This is a genomic window from Paenibacillus sp. FSL L8-0708 (assembly GCF_038009325.1).
Classification (GTDB): domain Bacteria; phylum Bacillota; class Bacilli; order Paenibacillales; family Paenibacillaceae; genus Paenibacillus_AQ; species Paenibacillus_AQ odorifer.
Genome location: NZ_JBBPBC010000001.1, coordinates 2,571,756 through 2,591,071, shown reverse-complemented (window position 1 = coordinate 2,591,071; position 19,316 = coordinate 2,571,756). Strand labels below are relative to the sequence as shown.

13 protein-coding genes are annotated in these 19,316 nt (G+C 43.5%); 1 reads left to right on the top strand and 12 read right to left on the bottom strand.

Annotated features, from left to right (window positions below):
- Positions 1-195: 195 nt before the first annotated feature.
- From NYE58_RS12130 to NYE58_RS12080, 11 genes are all read right to left on the bottom strand, one after another.
- A complete protein-coding gene (locus NYE58_RS12130) occupies positions 196-1,446 on the bottom strand; it encodes a stalk domain-containing protein (protein WP_445671757.1) in 1,251 nt (416 codons plus the stop codon).
- A 156-nt stretch (positions 1,447-1,602) separates the two neighbouring features.
- Entirely contained in the window at positions 1,603-2,553 is a 951-nt protein-coding gene (locus tag NYE58_RS12125) for a nucleoside hydrolase (RefSeq protein ID WP_076276377.1), read from the bottom strand.
- A 62-nt stretch (positions 2,554-2,615) separates the two neighbouring features.
- Positions 2,616-2,906, bottom strand: a complete 291-nt coding sequence (locus tag NYE58_RS12120) for a hypothetical protein (protein WP_076276378.1) — start codon at positions 2,904-2,906, stop codon at positions 2,616-2,618.
- A gap of 117 nt (positions 2,907-3,023) precedes the next feature.
- The gene (locus NYE58_RS12115; protein ID WP_076125027.1) at positions 3,024-4,205 is read right to left on the bottom strand and encodes a MalY/PatB family protein; all 1,182 of its coding nucleotides are present in this window, start codon (positions 4,203-4,205) and stop codon (positions 3,024-3,026) included.
- 310 nt (positions 4,206-4,515) lie between these two features.
- Positions 4,516-5,673 carry a collagen-like protein gene (locus NYE58_RS12110; RefSeq protein ID WP_341004250.1) on the bottom strand — a complete coding sequence of 386 codons (1,158 nt, stop codon included), beginning with the start codon at positions 5,671-5,673 and terminating at the stop codon, positions 4,516-4,518.
- Between the two features lie 283 nt (positions 5,674-5,956).
- Positions 5,957-6,610 (bottom strand): deoxynucleoside kinase, encoded by a 654-nt coding sequence (locus tag NYE58_RS12105; protein ID WP_341001974.1) that lies wholly within the window; start codon positions 6,608-6,610, stop codon positions 5,957-5,959.
- The gene (locus NYE58_RS12100) at positions 6,607-7,230 is read right to left on the bottom strand and encodes a deoxynucleoside kinase (RefSeq protein ID WP_076276379.1); all 624 of its coding nucleotides are present in this window, start codon (positions 7,228-7,230) and stop codon (positions 6,607-6,609) included. Before NYE58_RS12100 ends, NYE58_RS12105 begins: the two co-directional genes overlap by 4 nt.
- Positions 7,231-7,728: 498 nt before the next feature.
- Positions 7,729-8,865 (bottom strand): carboxynorspermidine decarboxylase, encoded by a 1,137-nt coding sequence (gene nspC / locus NYE58_RS12095; protein ID WP_076125019.1) that lies wholly within the window; start codon positions 8,863-8,865, stop codon positions 7,729-7,731.
- A 10-nt stretch (positions 8,866-8,875) separates the two neighbouring features.
- Positions 8,876-10,075, bottom strand: a complete 1,200-nt coding sequence (locus NYE58_RS12090) for a saccharopine dehydrogenase family protein (RefSeq protein WP_341001973.1) — start codon at positions 10,073-10,075, stop codon at positions 8,876-8,878.
- A 657-nt stretch (positions 10,076-10,732) separates the two neighbouring features.
- Positions 10,733-12,226: a stalk domain-containing protein gene (locus NYE58_RS12085; RefSeq protein ID WP_341001972.1), complete on the bottom strand. Its 1,494-nt coding sequence runs from the start codon at positions 12,224-12,226 to the stop codon at positions 10,733-10,735.
- 43 nt (positions 12,227-12,269) lie between these two features.
- Positions 12,270-13,271 carry a DUF4830 domain-containing protein gene (locus NYE58_RS12080; RefSeq protein ID WP_341001971.1) on the bottom strand — a complete coding sequence of 334 codons (1,002 nt, stop codon included), beginning with the start codon at positions 13,269-13,271 and terminating at the stop codon, positions 12,270-12,272.
- Positions 13,272-13,575: 304 nt separating this feature from the next.
- Between NYE58_RS12080 and NYE58_RS12075 the strand changes: the two genes are divergently transcribed.
- Positions 13,576-15,453 carry an LTA synthase family protein gene (locus tag NYE58_RS12075; RefSeq protein WP_076276382.1) on the top strand — a complete coding sequence of 626 codons (1,878 nt, stop codon included), beginning with the start codon at positions 13,576-13,578 and terminating at the stop codon, positions 15,451-15,453.
- A 69-nt stretch (positions 15,454-15,522) separates the two neighbouring features.
- On the opposite strand, the gene NYE58_RS12070 is transcribed toward NYE58_RS12075, so the two are convergent.
- Positions 15,523-19,125, bottom strand: coding sequence for a M14 family metallopeptidase (locus NYE58_RS12070; protein WP_341001970.1), 3,603 nt, complete (start codon positions 19,123-19,125; stop codon positions 15,523-15,525).
- Positions 19,126-19,316 lie beyond the last annotated feature (191 nt).

Below are 19,316 nucleotides of genomic sequence, written 5' to 3'. Positions count from 1 at the left end.
ATAGCAGTCCAATTGTTCAACACTCTCGTCTGATATTCTCTCTAAACAGTTGCATTCTGCCCATAAAAAAACCTTAGGTAGATAAAACACCCACCTTCAATAGTATTTATTCTATAGAGAACAGAAAAAACCTATCGCCTCCAAAGAGGCGATAGGTTTAACCTTCGCGGTACCACTCTTTTTGATCGTTGCTGCTTACTCTACTGACTTCCCCATCTCGTTCCAGACAGGCTGTCCGATCAGACCTAAACGCCAGATTGCAATTCCTTTAAGGCCATAACGTTTAGCAAGTCCTACCTTCGAATTCACTGAAGATTCGTTTTCGCTATACACAGAGATCCCGAGGATCAGCTTATCCTTACTCACTTGCTGAAGCGCAAGCCGGATGCCTTCATCAACTAAACTCATCGGCTCTGGAACTTTTTTCTCTTGTAAATAATCGTACGCCATAATGACCAAATCATCTGCAAGTGTTCCTAAAGTTTTGTAATCATAACCTTTATAAGAACTATTTAATGGATGAAGAATAACGGTAAGTTTAAGTCCTGCTACATGTGCTTTTTGTGATAGGTTTTTCACAAAAGCATTGTAATCCGCTTGCACCTTCGCCTTATCACCTGTTAGACCTAGGCCCTCCAGATCCAGGGTAATGCCTTGGAATCCTTTTTGCGTTGCAAGATCTACGATTCCAGTAATCGTCTGTTCTTGAAGCTGCTTATCTTCCAGGTTCTTAGTTAATTCTGATGCGGTATCTCCAGAGAAGACCATCAGATAAGGAGCTGTTCCACCTGCCGCTGCATTCGTGACAATTGATTCTGGTGTTACGTCACCAGCCGCCTGAGGCCATTTGAAATCAGTCCCCGTTGTGGTGAATTGCCCGCTTTTATCAATCCCACTCCAACCGAAGGCCACAGCATCAAAATTAGGAAGTAAGGAAATCTCACTATAAGAACTCAGCGCATAGAAACCAAGAGTGTACAGCTCAGTCTTCGGCGAAGTAATAGATACGGTCTTCGTGGATTGATTCCAAGCTACACCCGCACCAAACTGCTGGCCAAAGAAGCTAAGGGGAATCATCGTTGTATCCCGGATCGTTTGCGGAGCAACTCCTAACTTCACAACCGCGCCGTTAACACCTGCATTTTTGCTGCCAAGGGTCAGGGTTACGACTTTGGTCCCTGCAGTATCTGTTTTGGTAGCCGTAATTTTCTTCTGCGCTTGATTCCACTCGACATTAATTCCCAAAGCTTCAGATATAGCTCGGAATGGCACCATCGTTGTTCCGCTCATCACAACAGGTTCTACTGGAAAGGGTAGTGGATAACCATCCAGCACAATACTAACTCCACCAGCTGTGGCTGCCTGTGTGGTATTTTGGAATAACGCCGTGGTGCCTCCTAGCGAAATAGCCATACATAATACTAATTTACCGATTCGCTTATTCATGAATGTTAAGTCTCCCTCTTCTATGATATGCAGTCTAATCTTGTAAACTCTTATATGTCCTCTACCATTTTACCAAAGATTATCCAATTGTAAAATTAATAGATTGTCATCTTTGAGCTTCGAAATTATTTGTCATATTAGAAGAGGTCGGCAAAATTACATAAACACGCTCAAAAAGGTTCCCACTGCTCGTTCAACATCTACATCCACTGCAACTTGTATGGGTTTACCCACTTTTGGCTGAGCCCGCAAGTCCGCTACGACCATTCCCGATGTAAACTCACCTTTATGCTCCACACGAACATTCATCTCTTTGTAGGTTACTAGATCTGGTTGCAGCGCAACCATAAGTGCGAGTGGATCATGCAGCGGTGCGCTGTTGATCAAAAAGTTCGCTTCACGATAGAAATTAAAATAATGAGTAAGCGATTGTTCCATAAACGAAATGATCGCTTTATTTTCTTCACGTCCAAAACGGTTTAATAAATCGATATGCTCTTGTGTAATCCGCGTCTTAAGCGTAACGTCTAGACCCACCATCATAACAGGAAGCCCAGATGTAAATACATGATCAGCAGCTTCCGGATCCCCAGCAATATTCGCTTCCGCAACCGGTGTTCTATTGCCGGGATTGAAGATCGTACCGCCCATCACCACTACTTTTTTCAAAGTATTCTTAATACCAGGGTCTATATCAAGCGCCATTGAAAGGTTGGTTAAATGTGCCAGTGTGACTAATACAATCTCTCCGGGATTCTCATTAGCCATCCGAACAATAAACTCAGATGCAGTTTCGCTAATGGGACGCTGGCTGGATGGAGCAATTTCCACATTGCCAATACCGTTCTCACCATGCACATGAGTGGCGTAGCCTGAGTGTTCACGAACAAGTGCCTTGGATGCTCCGATCGCTACAGGAATCTCATAACCGGGCTTAGCAAGCTCAATTAGCCGCAGTGAATTGTCCGCCGCCTTTTCGACCTCAATATTTCCAAAAACGGTTGTAATTCCTTCTACAATTACGTTTGGAGCACGTAAGGCATATAGAATCGCCAGTGCATCGTCAATACCTGTATCTGCATCAATAATAATTCGTGTTTTGCTCATTTATGTTCTCTCCCATTATGTTTTTTCATAAAAACTATCATATCACGGCCAACGAGGATCGCTCAATTTTTATTCAATTCCTGTTCTTTAAAAGCATCAATAAACCGCTCAGGATCACACTCTATCAAATAAGCATACACGCCCTTACTCGTGTGGAGATAGAACATACCACCCATATCCCCCATTGAGCGATAAGACATATCGAAAATATCTTTTAGCGGGAATTCCCGATGACGAGTTACAATTCTATCTTGATACAGATACATTAGCCGATTGGAAGCAACACTTCGTTGTTCTCCATCCCTAATTTCCCGTTGTATCTTATAATACGGAAGCTGAGCTACCCATTTCATTTGCAGTCCTCCTGCATGTCGTAATGGACTCCATTTTATTATTCTTTTTACCCTATTGCAAAATAAAGAAGCTTAACGATCCCATTAGCGGAATCATCAAGCTTCAGTAATCACCGTTTATTTCGTTGTATAAGCTGCGGCTGCCTTACAAAAGCGTTCCAATGCCTCAACTAACGTGGATCTCGGACAAGCCAGATTAATCCGCAGATGGCCTTTGCCTTCTGTTCCGAAAACAGAACCTTCATTAAACGCAACTTTAGCTTCTTTGTACATCAGCTGCTTCAGACCGTCTATTTCCAAGTTCAGTTCGCGGCAATCCACCCAGAGCAGGTAGGTTCCTTGCGGCTGCATCACATGAACCTGTGGTAAATGCTCCGCCAAATAGCTGACCGTATAATCCACATTATCTGATACATATTGTAACAGCTCATCCAGCCATTCTTCTCCGTCATTGTAAGCGGCTTGTACCGCTCCTTGCGCAAAGAAACTAGCCATATGTAAGCTCAAGGCTTTCATTTTTTGATCGAATTTACGTTTCAATTCCGGATTCGAGGACACGATAAAAGAGGATTGAAGTCCCGGAAGATTGAAGGTTTTGGTCGCGGCAAGTGTAGTTAACGTAATATTGGCAATTTCCTCAGACAAGGATGCAAAAGGAATATGCTCATACCCTGGAAGCGCCAAATCACAATGGATCTCATCAGAGATTACTGTCACTCCGTGACGCAAGCACAGTTCACCGAGCTTCAACAGCTCTTCTCTTTCCCATACTCTACCGCCTGGATTATGCGGACTGCATAACAGCAGCAGCTTCGCGCCCCCCAACATCAGCCCTTCTAACTGCTCATAATCCATCTCAAAGCGCCCATTACGGACGATAAGCGGATTTTTGGCAACCTTCCGGTCATTCATCTGAATGACATCATAGAAGGGATAATAAACTGGCGATTGTAAAATAACCTCGTCCCCAGGCTCAGTAAACAGTTCAACAGAGAGACTTAAGGAAGTTACAATTCCGGGAGAATCTGAAATCCACTCCGGTTTGATCTGCCAATCATGCCGTCTTTTAAACCATGACGTGATGGCTTCTTTATAAGTATCACTAGGTACACTATAACCGTAAACTCCTTGTTCTGCGCGGCGCAGAATGGCTTCCTTCACTGCGGGAGGACTTTCAAAATCCATGTCTGCCACCCAAAGCGGCATAATATCCTTCTCACCGAATAACTTCTCGGATTGGTCCCATTTGTAAGAGCTAGTATTACGGCGGTCAATTACGCGATCGAAATCATACTTCAACTAAAGTCACCTCATCCTTATAAACTTATCTTTTATTGTATCATGAGGAAACCGATATAGCATCTTAAGATAGAATCAAAAGAATTCACATAAATAGATGATTAATTTCAAGTCGTTAGGCGATAGAAAAACAATAGAATGTTAGCATCACCTTGATTAAAAAATGAACTTGTTCGATTGCTGCTTTTTTGAAAGCCAGTAAATACTCTGAGTAAAGAGGAAGACCTTCATTCGTCCTCCTCTTTACAATAATCATAAGTAAAATCACCAATATTAAGGTGAACAACTTATCTATACGAAATACACCTTGTTACGCTAATTGTGTAATAACGAGATGTGCTGAAACAGATCTTGTTCCTCCAGCGAGAGGAGTAATAGTAAGTGCAGTAGAGTTACCAGCAGGATTGCGAACGGTCAGGATGGTGTTAATGACCGTTGTTTGCACTATAGCCATTTCTACGATTTGCGATGTACCTGTTGCACGTCCAACAACAGTATAGGCAAGATCCGCACCATTAAGAGTCAAGATGAGTTGTCCCGCTTCGGTTACACTAACCTGAAACAAAACCTGATAAGTCCCTATTGCCGCTAAATTAAACGAACTAGGACCTGTTCGTGCAATTGTCGTCCCGCTAGTAGGTCCGTTTTGAGGAAAACTTACGTCTGTGCCCGGTGCTACAGTTGCTGCATTATCAGGAGGCATTAGGGCAAAAAAATCAGCAAAACCTAATACGCCTCCTGTTGCCCCGGTTGCGCCCGTTGCTCCTGCTGCTCCCGGTGCTCCGGTTGCTCCCGCGGCTCCTGCTGCTCCCGGTGCTCCTGCTGCTCCCGGTGCCCCGGTTGCTCCCGTTGCTCCTGCTGCTCCCGGTGCTCCTGCTACTCCCGGTGCTCCGGCCGCTCCCGGTGCTCCTGTTGCTCCAGCTACTCCCGGCGCTCCCGGCGCTCCCGGTGCTCCCGGTGCTCCCGGCGCTCCGGTTGCTCCTACAAAACCTTGTGGTCCTATAGCTCCTGCAGGACCCGGTAAACCTTGCGATCCCTGAGGACCTACAACTCCTTGGGCACCCGGAACGCCTTGCGCACCCTGAGGACCAACGGGGCCCGCTACACCCTGAGGACCAATCGCTCCCGCTGGCCCGGGTTCACCTTGAGGTCCTTGGGGTCCCGGAGGGCCGCCTGCAGGTCCTTGAGGTCCTTCAGCTCCTTGGAGTCCTCGTACTCCTTGAGCTCCGGGAATGCCTTGGGCCCCTTGTATTCCTTGGAGTCCTTGTGCTCCTTGTGGCCCTTGCGGTCCTGTAGCACCAACGACTGTGGGAGTAGTAACATTCACTTCTGGTGGAGGACAGGTTACTTTTACAATCTTCTTAATAACCTTTCGGCGATGTTCTTTTCTTTTTCTTTTCGAAGGAAATACAGTGGCGACTTTTTTCTTATGACACTTTTTATCGTCTGGACAACTCAATGCGTACACCTCCCTATAAAGATAGTTCAGTGTACGCATCTTATTAATTTTAGACATGGACCAATAACTAGTTTCTATTAGACTGGAACCTATTTTTATAAAAAAAGGCTAATAAAATAGGAGGTGGCCCTTAAGCACATTACAATGTCCACACCATTTTAATTTACTTTTCGTATTTTATGATTAGGACAACTGACACTTCCCTATTAGCCCAAATCATAGATTTGGGTCTTTTTTTATGAGCATATAAAAAAACAACCCCCAAACCACGGGAGCTGCTAATCATCAACTATTATATTGTATCAACAGGCTTACGAATGGTGTTGCCTACCTTCGTAAGAATATCCGCCATTGATGCCGAATCATTCACGTCATAATCATCAATGTTCAGTCGGAGCACTGGGCAAGCTGTAAACTCATTGATCCATTTCGAATATCTGCCATGCATATGCTCCCAGTAGGACACGTCCGTTTGAATTTCCATTTCACGGCCACGTTCATTAATTCGCGATAAAATAGAAGGAAGACTGCCTTCAATATAAATCAGTACATCAGGGTGCGGGAAATAGGGTGTCATAACCATAGCTTCATACAAGCTTGTATAGGTTTCATAGTCTGTCTTAGACATCGTGCCTTGATCCGCATGCATTTTAGCAAAAATACCAGTGTCCTCATAAATCGAGCGATCTTGAACAAAACCACCGCCCATTTCGAACATTTTCTTCTGTTCTTTAAAACGTTCGGCTAGGAAATAAATCTGTAGATGAAAACTCCATCTCTCAAAATCATGATAGAATTTTTCAAGATAAGGATTATGATCAACTTGCTCCAGCGAGGTTTGAAAATTCAACCTTTTAGCCAAAGCACCTGTTAAAGTGGACTTCCCCACCCCCACGGTTCCTGCCACGGTAATTATGGCGTTATCTGGGATGTTATATGGATTCATTTCATTAGCTCCTTTAGGTGAGAGGCAATTTCGACGAAGTGTTCTGGGTTCTCCACGAAATCGACTGCATTTCCATCTATGGTAATAATAACGGTAGACGGCTCTTGAATCGCTAGAGAGGCCATCGCATCATCATAATCTTCTATCAATTGCTGCAAATACGCAGTATCCATATCCCCTTCAAAAGGGCGTCCGCGTTTGGCAATTCTTTTTAACAAGGTATCGAGATCCGCTTTTATATAGAGAATAATATTTGGCTTCGGCAGGTCATCCGTCAGCACATGATAGATTTCTCGATACTTTTCTCGTTTCGTTCCCTTCAGCGTTCGTTCCCCAAAGATAAGGTTCTTATAAATATGATAATCCGAGATCACCGGTTTACCTTTATCTATGTATTGAGTTACTGTATCTTCAAGCTGCTTGTACCGATTACAGAGAAAAAACATCTCCAGTTGAAAGCTCCAGTCATCCATGTTCTGATAAAATTTAGCCAGAAACGGATTTTCATCAACAATCTCCTTAATAATCGGTAAGTTTAATTCCTCTGCAAGCATCGAAGCTAATGTTGTTTTTCCAGCCCCGATCGGGCCTTCCACTGCAATAAACGGTGCATGTTTCATTGATGCTGACTTCCTCCTCAGATACGGACCCTTCAATAACTATTTTTAAAAACAGACTAAATTATTGTATCACATGAGACCTTACTTGTGAGCGGCTAATTATGAAGAAACTTTTCCAGTAATACAAGTATCCAACTGTAAGATAAACCCAATAACAAGAGAAGAATCCCTATGAAAAAACGGTTCGATATCTATCTTCCCCCCCATCCCCACGAACATGAATCGGACCGAGGAGACTCTATTTCCGAAAAATCGGCTGTATCAGCATACAATCGGACTCAGTTGCAGCAATTCTACCAAATGCGCACTAATAATAGTCACTATCCGGCCAATAAGTGCTATCCTGTCCATAACCTTAGCTAAATAAGCTAATAAATACCAATAGCTGATACGGTCCTTAGCATCACTTCTCTTTTCCTAGATGTAATCGCGCATTCAAAGGACTGGAACCATAGCAAAAAAGGTGTCCCTGAAGGGACACCTTTTTAGATCATTCTATTAAGATAAACGTCCGCTGAAATCTTCGAAAGCAAACTGTTTGATTACTTTAATTCCTTCTTCGTCATTGTAGCTGACGATAGCTGGCAGATTCACGCCGTTAAACATATGGTTCTTCACCATAGAATAATGCGCCATATCTAGGAATACGAGTCTATCGCCGTATTTCAAAGGCTCCTTGAAGGAATAATCTCCAATCACATCTCCGGCTAGGCAAGTCATTCCACCTAATCTGTACGTATAAGGATATTCCCCAGGTTGTCCAGCATCGATAATGTTCGGACGGTATGGCATAGCCAGTACATCTGGCATGTGGCATTCAGCCGAAGTATCGAGAATCGCAATGTCCATTCCGTTATGCATAACATCCAGAACGGTAGCTACCAAATATCCAGTATTAAGCGCAACGGCCTCACCTGGCTCCAGATAGATTTCCACACCGTAAGTCTCTTTCATATGCAAAATGCAGCGGACAAGGGTCTCCAGATCATAATCGGGACGTGTAATATGATGACCGCCACCAAAATTAAGCCATTTCATCCCTTTGAGATAAGGTCCGAACTTCTCTTCGACTACCTTGAGCGTACGCTCCAGTGTGTCAGAATTTTGTTCGCACATGGTATGGAAGTGTAATCCATCAATCCCCTCAAGCTCTTCAGGTCTAAAGTTAGGGAGAGTTACTCCCATTCTGGAATAATTGTAGCATGGATCATACAGCGGAACTTCGATCTCGGAATACTCCGGATTCACTCGAATGCCGCAGCTGATGTGCTTCGGTGCATTTTTCACACGATCCTTGAATCGATTCCACTGGTCAAAAGAATTGAACACAATGTGATCGGAGTATTCAAGAAGCTCATCGAATTCACTGTCCACATAAGCTGGTGCGTAGACATGAACCTCTTTGCCCATTTTTTCATAGCCAAGTCTGGCTTCGAATAAGGAGCTGGAAGTTACGCCATGCAAGTACTTGCCAACTAGCGGATACAAGGAGTGCATAGAGAAGCCTTTTTGCGCGAGCAAAATCTTAGCTCCTGTACGTTCTTGTACAGAATTCATAATCTCAAGATTGCGGGTAAGCAATCTTTCATCTACAAGGTAACATGGTGACGGGACAACGCTGATATCAATATCCATCAATCGCGCCTTAGTCTAGCAGCGTTGGCGAGAAATCTTCTTGCCAAGGCAGACCATGTTTATTCAAAGCTTCCATGAATGGATCTGGATCGAACTCTTCTACGTTGTACACGCCTGGTTTCTTCCAGATTCCTTTTATAATTAACATTGCTCCGATCATTGCAGGAACGCCTGTAGTATAGGAAATGGCTTGGGAGCCAACCTCTGCATAACATTCTTCATGATCGCAAACGTTGTATACATAATAAGTTTTTGGCTTACCGTCTTTAGTACCTTGGATGATACATCCAATGTTAGTTTTACCTTTTGTTCTTGGTCCCAGGGAAGCTGGGTCAGGCAGCATTGCCTTCAAGAATTGCAAAGGAACGATCTCTTTACCTTCGTACATGATAGGCTCGATAGAAGTCATACCCACATTTTCAAGCACTTTCAAGTGAGTCAGGTAGTTCTGCGAGAAAGTCATCCAGAAACGGATCTTCTTCACGCCATTGATGTTAACAGCCAAGGATTCCAGCTCTTCATGGTACAAAAGATAAATATCTTTAGGTCCAATTTCCGGAAGATCATAAACTTTCTTCTCAGAAAGTGGTGCAGTTTCAATCCACTCGCCATTCTCGAAATAACGGCCATTAGCTGTAATTTCACGAATATTGATTTCAGGATTAAAGTTTGTAGCGAATGGATATCCATGATCGCCAGCGTTGGCGTCTACAATATCAATGGTATGGATCTCATCAAAATAGTGCTTTTGCGCGTAAGCCGTGAATACGCCAGTTACTCCTGGGTCAAATCCACTGCCGAGCAAAGCGGTAAGGCCAGCTTTCTCAAATCTTTCTTTGTAAGCCCACTGCCAGGAATATTCGAATTTCGCTGTATCTTGTGGTTCATAATTGGCAGTATCCACATAGTGCACTCCTGTTGCCAGGCACGCATCCATGATCGTCAGGTCCTGATATGGGAGAGCGACATTAATAACGACATCCGGCTCAAAGCTCTTGATCAGTTCAATGACTTCGTCCGTGTTATCTGCATCGAGCTGAGCAGTAGAAATCTTCGTGCGGCCTCCGGCTAATTTATCTTTCAGAGCGTCACATTTCGCGACAGTTCTGCTAGCAATGCAGATCTCTTCAAATACATCCGGGTTCTGGCAGCATTTATGAACAACAACACTTGCTACGCCGCCAGCGCCAATAATTAACGCTTTTCCCAAAATAAAAACCTCCTAAAATTCCATTTGCAAAATCAACAAGGCTGATTATACATAATATTTTTGAATAAATCAATAAAAATCGACAAAAAATGATGTGTTTTGTGTAAAATCTCTAAGAAATCTTGTTAATACTCTTAAATGCTCATATTTCCTCGATTATCCACGTTTATAGGTCAGGTGTTTTGCTGGAACAGAGTGGATTTTCAAAAACTAGGGCAACTAGATTATTCTATCACAAGAGGGTTATACTTCATACGATTTATTTTAAAATCAATGAAAAATCTCACCACCCTTTCAACTCCGCCTAAAGAAGTTCGGTTTCCACACATTCCAATCAACAGCACTGCAGCAAATACAAAGAGGCCGTAATATACTCTTACCCGTTTTTGTCCCAATATTAATCGTTGTTGCTATGCCCATCCGTTTCGCGCCCATAATTGAACGATCATTGGGATAATTATAAGTTGTCCCATTTTTCCAATATTCATCATCATCCGTATAAAGAATCCTCGAAAAGATTCCCGCACACATTCTTCAAAATCGCGTACGCTTTGTTTACGGTCATTGCATATCCCCCTAAATCTTCTGCCTTCCACGCAAAAAAGCTGAGCTCCCCTGAAGGAGAGTTCAGCCTAAAGCTTCTAATATATAGTCAACTTATTTATTGGAATTTATTCGAACGGCATAAGCATCTGCATCCCATTCTACCTGCGCCCCCAACATTTCACTTATCAATCTGAGGGGTACATAAACGCTATCATTAATGAAGACCGGTTTTTGATCTGTTGCGATAATCTTTCCATTAACAGTCGTTTGTCCAGTTACCGAATTCAAGATCAGCGTTGTAGATCCCTTCACAGCAACCACAGCTCTCGATGGAACATCCCAACGAACATTAACTCCCATCTGCTCGAAGACTCCTCTTAAAGGAACATATGTCGAATTATTGATTAGTAACGGCGGCATAGTCAGTTCCATTTCATTCCCATTCAACAACACTTGAATAGATTTCTTCACCAGCTGAGGCGTACTCACCTCGATCTCTCTGACCCCCAGACCCGTCTGTCCAAATTCATTTGCCCCCCAGGCAAGGACATGACCATCTTTTAAGAGTACATAATGATTTCTGCTCCCTTTAGTAATGGAAACTGCATTCTGGATGCCTTTAGACTGTGTAACATTAATCTTGTTCTTATCGCCAACCGTCCACTGCCACACGGTCCCATCCGCCTTCACTGCGGAATCTGTTGTCAGCGAAATGACGTCTGTAAGTCCTGGAACCTGAACAGGCTTTAGAGCTTCTCCCAGATATGGATCTATGTAATTATTCCAAATCCATACTGTACCATCCCATCTCAATGCCGCCCCATAAAGTCCATAGGCTCCATCCATATCAACCGCTCTATATTCTCCGCTTCCTTTAATAAGCGTAGGCTTTAAGATTACGCCCTTCTGAGTTCCCAGTGGTTGCTGTGATCCCCACACCCATACCTCTCCGCCGTTACCAAGAGCCACTGAATTATTCGATCCCGCTGCTATAGACAGGACGGTGGGTAGTCCCTTCACCTGCACCGGGGTTAGCTTGTTTTTCCGCGAATCGTCACCGAGTTCTCCTTGTTCATTGCCTCCCCACGCCCAGACCGTTCCATCTTTAAGAAGAGCTAAGCTAAAGGTGCCCCCCGCAGAAACAGCTTTCACATCTGTTAGCCCTTGCACTTGAACAGGCTCTACAAGAATCTTAGAAGACTGTGTTCCAATGCCAAGTTGTCCATGCTCGTTCCCCCCTACCGCCCACACTGTACCATCGTCCTTCAACATCAAGTTATGGCGATAACCACCTGAGATTTGCTTTACATGATCGATATGCATTTTGACGGGAGTATACGCTGGTGTGGTCGCCCCATTACCAATAGAGCCGTACCCACCACCCCACGCCCAGGCTGTTCCATCCGCAGTGACGGCATACGCACTTCTGTCACCAGCGTCCAGTTGGGTGATGCCAGACAATAATTTCTTTTCTTCAGGTGAATTCACAACATTATCTGCTGCTGCCACTAAGGGTGAGACTATAGTCAGGCAAAGAACAGTCCCGACAACAACTCTACAAATCCGACTTACCTGCACTTTTGACATCAAGCTTTGTTTAAACACTTGAGATCACTCCTTTTATTAAAAATAAAGATAACGCAACAACTCACGGTCCCGTTCCAAAACCTCCAATCTTCCAGCCGTTAGCGTGTTTGGTCAACACTGCGAAGCGAGTCTCCCGGCCATCTGGGGTATTGAAGACGGGATTTAGTGATTTCATATACAGATCGACCACAATATTTAACGTTGTGCGATCACCGATGTCTTTAATTTCTAAGCCAGTATCATAATCCATCACTTTATAAGAGGTAGGCTTAGCCTCAACAATACTTTCACTGAGAGCATTTTCACCACCAAAATCCGGGTTATAGAGTTGATGCGTTTGACGGTTAACCGTCAATGCAGTGAGTAAGGCATTAGGATTCAAACATGCGCGGGCACGGGTATGATTACCATCCTGAATAGCCTGAAAGAAAGCATCCAGAAGTTCGAAATGGCCTAATGAGGCTAAGTCACCATTCTCACCTTCCTCAGCAAACAAACCTTCTCTCTCCGTCCACTCCTCAAATGTAAGTCCTGTAATGTCGGTCAAGCTACGCTTCTTAATCGACGGGCCGATACTTTGAATATTAAATTCCAGCCACGCACCAACGGTATTCCCTGATTGCACAAGCAAAACGAGGTTGGAGGGATAAGAAAATTCTTTTTGTTCGCCAGAACCAGGTAAACCATCGACTAAGGAATACCGCTGCACCTCTACCGTGGTCCCCTTCAGCAGTGTCAAATCCAATCCTGCATCTTTAGAGAACTCATTCGCTAATTGCCAGTAAAGTCCCACTGGATACTCCCCCAGCTTAACCTCCCAGTTCTGCGGTACCTCAACTGCAAATGCCTCCGGATGGCTCTGAACTTTATAATCCAGTGTTTGCAAAAAGTCTTCGGAAATCATAGTTACTTGAGCAGATGTTGGCGTTACCTGTGGTACAGACGTTGAAGCTATAGAGGCAGCAGGTTCCACAACTATGGAGTTCTCCCCTTGATTACATCCAGAGTTTAAGAGTACAAAAAAACAAATCGTTACCATCGTTACAAACTGCCGCTTAGTCATCTGATTCCCGCCTCTCTAATCACTCCTCTATATTTAGACTGAGGAATATTATACAAAGTTGCGGGATACTGGAAATTATTAAAATCATTTTATACGCATAGGACCCTGTAGTTTGGGATTGGCGTTGATTTTACCTGCTTATGCGGCATAAATCGCCTGTTGCTTCGCTCTAGGGCTCTCGTCCACCTTTTGACACTTGTTAACTTCGAGAGCATAATAAGCTTCGGCATATTGCAACGGATTTCCATGAAATACAGGTATATGCAGGACCTTGGTGTAATTGCATCAGAGAGGATGATAACGAGTGAAAAAAGATTTTGATATAAAAAACAAACCCTTCCTAGTCTTTAGCTTCGTCCTGCTGCTAAAATGCGCAGTGGCCTGGTTCGTAGTTTTTAGCGACGGTCCTAACTGGAGCATGCTGCTGACAGAGATCCCATTTTTCTTTATCGTATTTGGACTCATAGAATGGATGGCTTCCAAACGAAAGTTTCTGTATTACATGATAGCCAACCTATTGATTTCAGTCATATATTTTGCCGTGCTAATGTATTACAAATATTACGGTGTAATTGCTACTTATCATGCCTTGGAACAAGCAGATAAAGTAACTAAGGTGGGAGAAAGCACATACTCATTGCTGGACCCTTACTACTTGTTCATTTTTGTGGATATTGTAGTTTTCATGTTTTTTATGTTCCGTCCGAAATATATTGCGATCTGGAAAGAAAGAGGTATGAACCGCCGCATGAACCGGACCGCTTTGTTTGGAATCATCAGTGTTTCTTTGGCGGTCTGTGTCTTTAATATTTGGCCAAATCATGCCAGTATGAACGAGAACAAAAAAGCGGAGAGTATGGGGATTCTAAATTACGAGGTCTATACTATTTTTGCCGATACAAGGGAAACAGAAGAAATAATCGACAGCAAAGAAATCACGCAACCATCCATTAACGAGACCAAAGGGATTACAGAGCCTGTCTCACCGAAGTACTGGGCGGCAGCTCAAGGTAAAAATCTAATCGTGGTACAAATGGAATCTTTTCAGAACTTTTTGCTGGGCCTGAGCATTGACGGGCAGGAAGTAACACCCAATCTAAATAAGCTTTTGAAAAGCGAACATTATTTCAATAACTTCTATACTAATGCCGGGCAAGGAACAACTTCGGATGCTGAATTTGTAGTGAATACTTCGTTGTACGTTCCCCACCACGAGGTAGCCACTTCATCCAATTATATGGATAAGGCGCTTCCGAGCCTGCCTAAGTTGATGAAAGCTAATGGATATAACACAGCAACCTTTCACACCAATAGCGTAGAATTCTGGAACCGCAAAACCCTATACAAAGTTCTAGACTTTGATAAGTATTATGATCAAGCGTTCTATGGGGATGATGATCATATCGCATTCGGTGCTTCAGATGAGGTACTCTATGCCAAGACTGTTCCTGAATTAGTCAAAATGGATGCTAAAGATGATCCTTTTTACGCGATGGTCATTTCTATGAGTGCTCATCACCCTTATAAAATGCCAGAGTTGAAAAATAAAATGACACTGCCTAAACGGTATGAAGGCACCCTAGTTGGCAACTATATTCTAGCTCAAAATTACGCAGATTATGCAATGGGACAATTCCTGGATCAATTAAAGTCCAGTGGTCTATGGGATGATAGCGTCATTGTCTTTTACGGTGACCATCAGGGTGTATCGCTATACTCCCTTGATGGCAACGAGAAATCGTTAATGGAAGAAATGGTCGGCCACGAATATGGTTATACCGATATGTTCAATGTTCCTTTCATCGTTCATGCCCCTGGTGTAGGTGAACCTGCCGTGTACAGCCAAACTGGCGGCCAAATCGACATTATGCCAACTGTAGCTAACCTGTTAGGGATTTCAATGAAAGACCAGCTCCATTTCGGAGAAGACCTGATGAACCAACAGACCAACATGCTGCCTGTCAGACACTTTTTGCCTACCGGCTCTTTCATTAATGACACAAGCATGTATTTAACTGGTGTCGATTACGACGATGGAGACAACTTTAATCTAATCGATGGCTCTGAAACAGAGGGCGGTTCGACAAAAGAACAATTTGACGCCGTTCAGCGGCTTCTAAATATGTCAAACAGCTACATTCAACAACTGCCGGATTTACCCTCTACGGATGATGCAAAGTAACTATAAAAAGAATGCCCCTCAGCCAAATAGCTGAGGGGCATTTTTGTTTTTTTTATAAGAATCTAAAACTTAATTAAGCTTCAACATCCTATCGATAATCACTGCTGCTTGAGCACGGTTGGCAATGTTTTTAGGACCGAAGGTCTCCGCAGTCAGACCTTGCACAATACCTTCCTGAGTTAGTAATGCCACCGCTTCTTTACCGTAAGCAGCGATTGTTGCCTGATCTTTAAAGTTAGCCAAAGCGGCATTTGTATCACTTACCGACTTGCCTTTAAATTTCTTAAGTGTATTGGATACAATGATTGCCATTTCCTCGCGTGTAATCGCACGGTTAGGATCAAACTTTCCATTGCCTACACCGTTAATCAATCCGTTCTTGACCCCGGATGCAATGTATCCGTAAGACCAGTCAGAAGCTTTCACGTCACTGAAGGCAGCGGATGATTTCACATCAAGCAGATCAAAAGCTCGCACGATCATGGTAATAAACTCGGCACGCGTCACCTCTTTAAGCGGAGCAAAGGTATTATCGCTCACCCCTTGCAGAATCCCTTTTGCCGCCAGCTCTTTAATCGCCGATGCTGCCCACGCCACCTTACCTAGATCCGTGAAGTTAGAACCTATTGGGGCTGGTGTCGCAGACGGCTGCACAGTTGGAGTTGGAGCTGGCGTTGGTGTTGCAGACGGCTGCACGGTCGGTGCAGGTGTTGATGTTACAGATGGCTGCCACGGTGTCGAAGGTGTCGTTGGCTCTTGTTCATTCACCCCGTTATCCATACCATCCTCTTCGGTCGCCGCTGGAGCAGCAGCATAGATTGAATTGGCAAGCAATCTGAATTGATTTTGCGGATGATATTTATTCATCAGATCATTCGCAAATAACGTCACATGAATGTTGTCTGTATTGTAAGTAAGCGCCAATACTTGGTCTTGTGCAGCCTCGTTATTCGGCCACCAGCCTGCTTTGAAAAAGTCAGCGCCTGATCCGTATTTCGCCAAGATCTCTGCGCCTTCAGGCACTTTTGTAATATAAGCCGCGGAAACCGTGTAGAGGTATTCGCTATCGGCATAAGGCGCTGTAATTACATTGTCCTGAGAGACCTCAGCCTTAAACAATCCCTCATGAGCATCTTCTTTGCCATCCTTATTGACCGGAGTTGAATAGTCCAGTCCAGGGAGGACCTTAAGCCCTTTAACAGTTTTCAGCATCGTTCTTCCATAACCGATAAATGGTTTACCTGTAGCAATCAGATTCGTTCCCGAATTGATTAGAACATCTGCTGCCACTGTATCCGTAGTTACGTTAAATCCAAGATCCTTCAGCATAAATGCAGTCGCTCCTGCAATAGCTACCTTAGGAGCCTTAAGCAATTTACCCGTTCTGTTCTCTGAAGCACTAAACGGCACAATATCCAGCAGATATTTAGACGATACCGTTCTAAGGTTGGATCTGGATACAAGGAAACTTCCCTTCTCGTAACCCGTCCCCCCATTCTCCAGCAGTGTCACTGCCTTATGATTGGCTAGCAGCTCATTCACAGCTTTTATCGCATCATTGTTACTGTTTTTAATCACATAATTTTGCTCGAACGGAGATTGATCCAGATTCGTACTAGGGATCGTTACACTGCTAACCTGTTCTGTCTTCCCAGTGAATGCTCCAACAGAACGGCTAATATATCGGTCAAAACCACGCATAGCCGAGAAATTCTGTACCGTATCTGAATACATCTCATTAAAATCCGAGACATCTAGTCCATCATACAAGACAAGATTCGCATAACCTCTTTTGGCTTGATGCATATTCACCACATAGGTTCCAGCCGGATAGACTACAGAATCTACAGTTACACTGGCTGTTGTCCGTTCTACTTTCACATTGTTACGCAGTAGGTACTGAACCATTTTGTAGGTTTCCAGATCATTTTTTTGCAAATCTTTTGCAACCGGAAGAATGTAATACTCAGGGAAGAAATTCGTATTCTCATCTACCCCTGGACGTCCAATGGACTCATTCTGTGCATTGATTAGATAATCTTTAACAGCAGCATTAGTATTCTCATTTTGGATACCCCGTTTGAAGATTTCCAATTGATTCAGGAACAGTTCCTGCTTGTTGTTGATCACATAATCGGTTGCCCCCAAAGCCGCATAATAAAAGGCATCCAGTGAATCTTCATTCAATTCAGGCACTTCAATCGTATGCCCAAGTGCTCCTTGATGCATGGCATATACAGCTGTGTAGGCTGGTGAAGCATCATCCCAACCTGTTGCATTCGTTCCTTTATAGTTCGGATCCTGTTGTGTTTTTTCGTATTCTTCATAAGGGATATGGTAGGAATCATATTTAGTATTAGCAATTCCCGCCTTCCCCATGGCATTTGCTTGCTCAAGCATACTTGGCATTACAAGATCATATTCAATGTTAGGATCATGAGGTGGTGTGCAAGGCTCAATCAAGAAGCCACTTACAAATCCATGCATGTCCAAAAAGGTAAGCGGCGTCCACTTAGCAATTTGTGCAGTTACCGCTTGTGTCTCAGGCTGGGTCTGGTAAGAGTTGTCCCGATTTGGATCAAGCAGTGTTGAAGTTTGACGCGTGTTTAACGCGCGACCGTCAGGATTCTCTACATAATCAAGCAGGAAAATCACATGGTCAAGCGCTTCGTCGATGTTCAGAACTACCTTTTTCGGATTTCCATTCTCATCAGTGGTATCATAAGTGACAATTTGCTGTGTCATCAGCGTATCCAAAAACTTAATGATTACATCGACACCATTGGCTTCATCGGCATGAATGTTATTCAACCAGATAGGTACCTTATAATCCTGCAGTTCCCCGTCGTTAATTTTCTTTTGCAGGGCTTCAGGATCATTCATCATAAGCGGTAAGGTCTCGTTCAAATATTGATCTACTGAGGACTTATCCTTAGCAACAATAGAGAAATGAATGGCACGACCTTGAGTTGAGGTCCCAATTTGCTGATACTCTACATATCGATCATATTTATTATTGCTGTCAGCAGTAATCCTATCGATCGCCGGTTTAATCTCATCATATGTATGATAGGTTTCATATGGATTTAGTTTGACTTGCTGCTCTACCAGCACATCTCCAGCAGGTAATGTCCCGATTAGATTATAAATTCCCACTCGTTTGACGTACTCTGCACGTATACCCGTTAGTGAGAGATTCTCTCCGTACAGCAAATCAAAATGAATTAAAGCCTTTACTTTTGAACCTGAGATCGGCTCATAGGTCACTGTTACGAAAGGATTACCTGAATAATCTTTCGCATCTTTATTCCATTTCTTCCACTCTGCCAGCGGCTTCATCTCTTCCGCCGTTCTGCCAAAATTCCAGATGATATCTTGAGGCGATGCCCCATCAGGAAGATCTAAAGTCAATTCTAATGTTCTAGCTTCCGTCATAGAAGCTTTGTATACTTCTGTGGAAACTGTCGCCGCTATTTGTTCATAGACAGCAGTCGCTACCGTAGTTTGTTCTGAAGAAAGCACCGCTGGATCAGCTGTGTTCTCCGTAGAAACCGGAGCAACAACTGCCTGCGGGTTAATTTCGGTTGCAACTTCACCTGCATATGCAGCTGGAAGCAGACCCGACATCATAAGTGTAAAAGCTAGTAATAAAGATAGTATTCTCTTGGACATTTTTTACCTCCTATAATTTTGTCTACTTTCACCCCAAATTGAATGAATATACACTTATATGAATCTGTATTCATAACATAATATAGTATTCTATTAATTTTGGGAACAAAAATAATAGAAAAAATAATATTTTTATACGACTCGCCTAAGTAAGCGCATTCATTTTGTGCAAGAGCCCTACACTACCGCAA